A 3738-nucleotide genomic window follows, 5' to 3' on the forward strand; every position below is an offset into this window, starting at 1 on the left:
CCCACCCCCTTTTAGGTGCATATTTCGCTAGGCTCGTATGTCCTTCGGATTCGCTGAACGCTCTCACTAAAACGAGGTGGGTCAACTACCCTTCGGGATAGTTTGACGGGGTGGGCTTGCCCCCCAACAACTAACGACATCTGGGGATGTCTAAAGTTCGTGTTCACTCCCTTTTACGTTGTCGGCTCCCCCCAGTCATCTCCGCTGGGGCTTCGATGATGTTCCGCTTTCGCTTCACACCCCTTCGGGGCTAATCTTTGGCTTTCGCCAAAGGAAAAGCACAAATACACTCACAGAGCGAGTGTCTACGAGCGAACAATAGAAATTAAAATCAAGGATGCACTCTCCCTGATTACATGCTCTATTTGCTCATAGGATGCGTTTAGCCGAGCTTTGCTCGCTGTGGGTATAAGTTGTGGCTTTAAGGGTGAAAAGTTGCTTAAATCGAAAAATAGAAGGGTTGGTGACCACCCACTACTGTTGAACAGTACCGTCAATATGGATAGTCACCTGATCTGTAACCTATAGATCATTTCAGATAAGGAACGGTCTAAATGACTTATCTGAACATCTAAAATAACAAAGTTTAAGTTGGAAAAAAATAGCGATATATTAATTTGTGTTATATTGAACATTAAATGTAACACATTGGTGAGTATATGGCAGAAGCAACTTTTACTTTTCGAGTGGACGAATCTTTAAAGCAAGAATTTTCTAGTTTTGCTAAAGAAATTGACCGTAGTGGGGCGCAATTATTACGCGATTTCATGCGCGATTTCGTCAAAAAACAACAAGAAGCTGCATCTTATGATGTTTGGTTTCAACAACAAGTTCAAATTGGTTTAGATCAAGCTAATGCAGGGAATCTTATTTCACATGAGGACGTGGAAGCGAAATTCGCAGCAAAACGAGCTGCAACATTGGCACGATTGGCTGCTAGTCAATCATGAAAATTCTTTGGACAGTAGATGCAGAACAAGATCGTGAAAGAATTTATGATTATCTCGATGAAAGAAATCCGATTGCTGCCATTGAATTGGATGATTTAATTAGGGAAAAAATTAGTTTGCTTGCCCATAATAATCTTATTGGGCGCACTGGACAGAAAAAAGGAACAAGGGAATTAGTTGTTCATCCGCATTATGTTGTGGTGTATGACATTACTGAAAATGTACGTATTTTAAGAGTCTTACATACATCACAACATTGGATTTAGTTATTGAAGTTGAATACAACTACTTGATTATTATCTAAGTAAACAGCAATTTCAGTAATATGTTTGGCATAACATCCGCCCATTAAATATTCTGCTCGACTACCATAACTAGGTAAATTTTTAGTTCTGTCATCAGGTAATGCAAGACAAGCACCTCGATTAACAACCACTTTTTTAACGTTGAGTGGTTTATCAGATACCGATTGAACCTCGATGGAGGTATTTGGTGAAAAAGAATATTGTTTAGGAAGATCAGTAACATGGACTATCACTAATTTTTCTTTGTTTTTAGCGTAAGTCGCAACTGAACAAGCACTAAGAATAATAAACATAATTAATTTAAGAAATTTCATTATCTAAACCTATTTTTAATGGCATCTTTTAGAATTTAGTCATGACTAAATTTTATCAAATTATTTTGTTGTAGATATTTCATAATTAACTTCAATAAATCCCGTTGTTTTTTACTTTTTCTGACAGGCTTATTTGCAATTAAAAATACATCAATATATCCAAGTTCTATATGGTGTGGATTGTCTGTTATTTCCAATATAATAGGGAATATTCCATGATCACCTGAAAATACAGCAATACGGCTTCTATTTTCATATTTTGGAGTGATCATCACTTCAAAATCTATGTGACTATAAGAGTCATCAGGATGGGGTAAGGTTGTATTTACATAAATTTCTAAGAATTTTTTGATAAAAGCACTTTTATTCATTGGTATTTATCCCTTAAATCCTGCTTTTTCTAAGAAAGGGTAAAGCTCCCTAAATTTCTCAGGCTGTAAAAGCATCTCAGCAATACGAATAGCAAATTGCTGATAGCTTTCTGTACCTTGTGAATACTTAGACATTTCGGGCATTTCAGACATCTTATTAGCAAATAAATGGCGCTGTGAATCAGTCATTTTGATAAAAAAGTCAGGGGTGTTTGGATCTCGTTCCTCTTTCACTGTTTTAGGCTTGGATTTCTGTTTAAAGCTGAATGAAAAGCCAATGATCGAACGCCCTCGCTTATGTTGTTCGTATTCTGCCTTAATGTCGGTGTGGTCGTTAATTTGTTGAATAGCAGGCTCTAATACTCGTCTTTTAAATGATTCCATCCGTTGATGCTCTGTATCCAATACACCAAGCCTTGAACGCAATTCCTTAGTTTCAAGCATTGATACTTTGCCAGTGCTACGCCATGCGATCAGGAGTTCATATAAACGTATGGCGTAGGCACTGGTTAGACTACTCACCTGCTCCAGTTCATAACTGGTGAAATGCTTCTCTAGGTTGGTGATCAGTGGCACAACGTCATCTGAAAATCTGATACGCACAAGGGCTTCATTTTCAACATAGGACACACGCTGCACCCATCTGCTCATAACATTCTCAAGATTACCTTTAGCCGTTAATTTTTGGTAACTAAAACGACGCTCAAACAAGTTCTTGCAAGCATCCTTTAAGACTTTGTAGGCGGTGTTTCTGTGGACATTGAAGTGATTGATGTAGCTTTCTGCGTGGATAGTTAAATCATGGTTACTAGGGGTGTTAGATTCCCTCGCCTCCAGTATTGCTAAAAGAATTAGGCGTTGTTCTGCAAGGTCTAAATTATAACTGGCATTGATCAGCGCATTATCCTTAACGATTAGGTCTTTTTTCATACACAGCAACTTATTTTAATTTTGTTGTTATAGCAACATTATTCTTTAGTGTTGTGATTTGCAAGATAAACGTTGCTATATTGCAAGATAAACGTTGCTATATTGCAAGATAAACGTTGCTATATTGCAAGATAAACGTTGCTATATTAAGGCTGAAAGCATTGCTATATAATCATTTCAGACCCTCTAAAAATTAAAAAAATTAAAAAAATTAAAAAAGAGGGGGAGTAGTCAAAATTGCCCTATGTACTCGCTAAAGCTCGTACTTTATTGAAGCTCGTTCCTCGCTTCGAGGGGCAATTTTTCTGTAAATACTGTTTGTGAAATCTAAAAGCAAAAGCAAGTATGGATTCGCTTCGCTCATAAAACTTTTTTGCTCGCTTCGCTCGATCTAGTTTCAAATATGGTGTTGTCGCTTTGCTCGGTCAGTGCCTTAAAAGTATAAATACCAATTTGTAATCAGGGAAAGAACAGGGCGAAATTTTCATAGTGCTCAATCACTCGTAGACACTCGTTCGGTTAATTCTATCTGTGTTTTCTATTGTGCTTTTCTTGTGGAATTGATGCACCAACGGAAGCACAGAAAAAAGCACAAAGCCTTCACTTCGTTGCGCCTAAAAACAATTACCGTACAAGCTCGCTTCGCTCGTCCTTCCTGGACGTCAGGATTCCTTGTACTTCAAGGGCTGGACGCCCTTGATAATCGTTTTTTGTTGCCTTTCACTTTCCGCTATCGCTCCAAGTTGCAGCGCACTTCGTGCTCGCGCCCCGTCATACTACTACGTAGTTGACCCACCCCCTTTTAGGTGCATATTTCGCTAGGCTCGTATGTCCTTCGGATTCGCTGAACGCTCTCACTAAAACGAGG

Annotated in this window: 5 protein-coding genes; 2 read left to right on the forward strand and 3 right to left on the reverse strand. The window is 38.4% G+C overall.

Annotation, left to right across the window (positions count from 1 at the left end; all coding sequences use genetic code 11):
* The first annotated feature begins 659 nt into the window (after window positions 1–659).
* Window positions 660–950 carry a CopG family ribbon-helix-helix protein gene (locus tag CDG56_RS16455; protein ID WP_020899956.1) on the forward strand — a complete coding sequence of 97 codons (291 nt, stop codon included), beginning with the start codon at window positions 660–662 and terminating at the stop codon, window positions 948–950.
* Window positions 947–1216 (forward strand): type II toxin-antitoxin system mRNA interferase toxin, RelE/StbE family, encoded by a 270-nt coding sequence (locus tag CDG56_RS16460; RefSeq protein ID WP_042107339.1) that lies wholly within the window; start codon window positions 947–949, stop codon window positions 1214–1216. Before CDG56_RS16455 ends, CDG56_RS16460 begins: the two co-directional genes overlap by 4 nt.
* Here the strand turns inward: CDG56_RS16460 and CDG56_RS16465 are convergent.
* The 3 genes from CDG56_RS16465 to repM are packed head-to-tail and all read right to left on the reverse strand — an operon-like array spanning window position 1213 to window position 2870.
* Window positions 1213–1569, reverse strand: coding sequence for a hypothetical protein (locus tag CDG56_RS16465; RefSeq protein ID WP_004906424.1), 357 nt, complete (start codon window positions 1567–1569; stop codon window positions 1213–1215). The genes CDG56_RS16460 and CDG56_RS16465 overlap by 4 nt on opposite strands.
* A 35-nt stretch (window positions 1570–1604) precedes the next feature.
* Window positions 1605–1940, reverse strand: coding sequence for a hypothetical protein (locus CDG56_RS16470; RefSeq protein ID WP_004906423.1), 336 nt, complete (start codon window positions 1938–1940; stop codon window positions 1605–1607).
* 6 nt (window positions 1941–1946) lie between these two features.
* Complete coding sequence (gene repM, locus CDG56_RS16475) at window positions 1947–2870, reverse strand: replication initiation protein RepM (RefSeq protein ID WP_087548435.1); 924 nt, start codon at window positions 2868–2870, stop codon at window positions 1947–1949.
* Window positions 2871–3738: the final 868 nt, after the last annotated feature.

It is taken from the genome of Acinetobacter sp. WCHA39 (assembly GCF_002165385.1).
In the GTDB taxonomy this organism is placed as follows: domain Bacteria; phylum Pseudomonadota; class Gammaproteobacteria; order Pseudomonadales; family Moraxellaceae; genus Acinetobacter.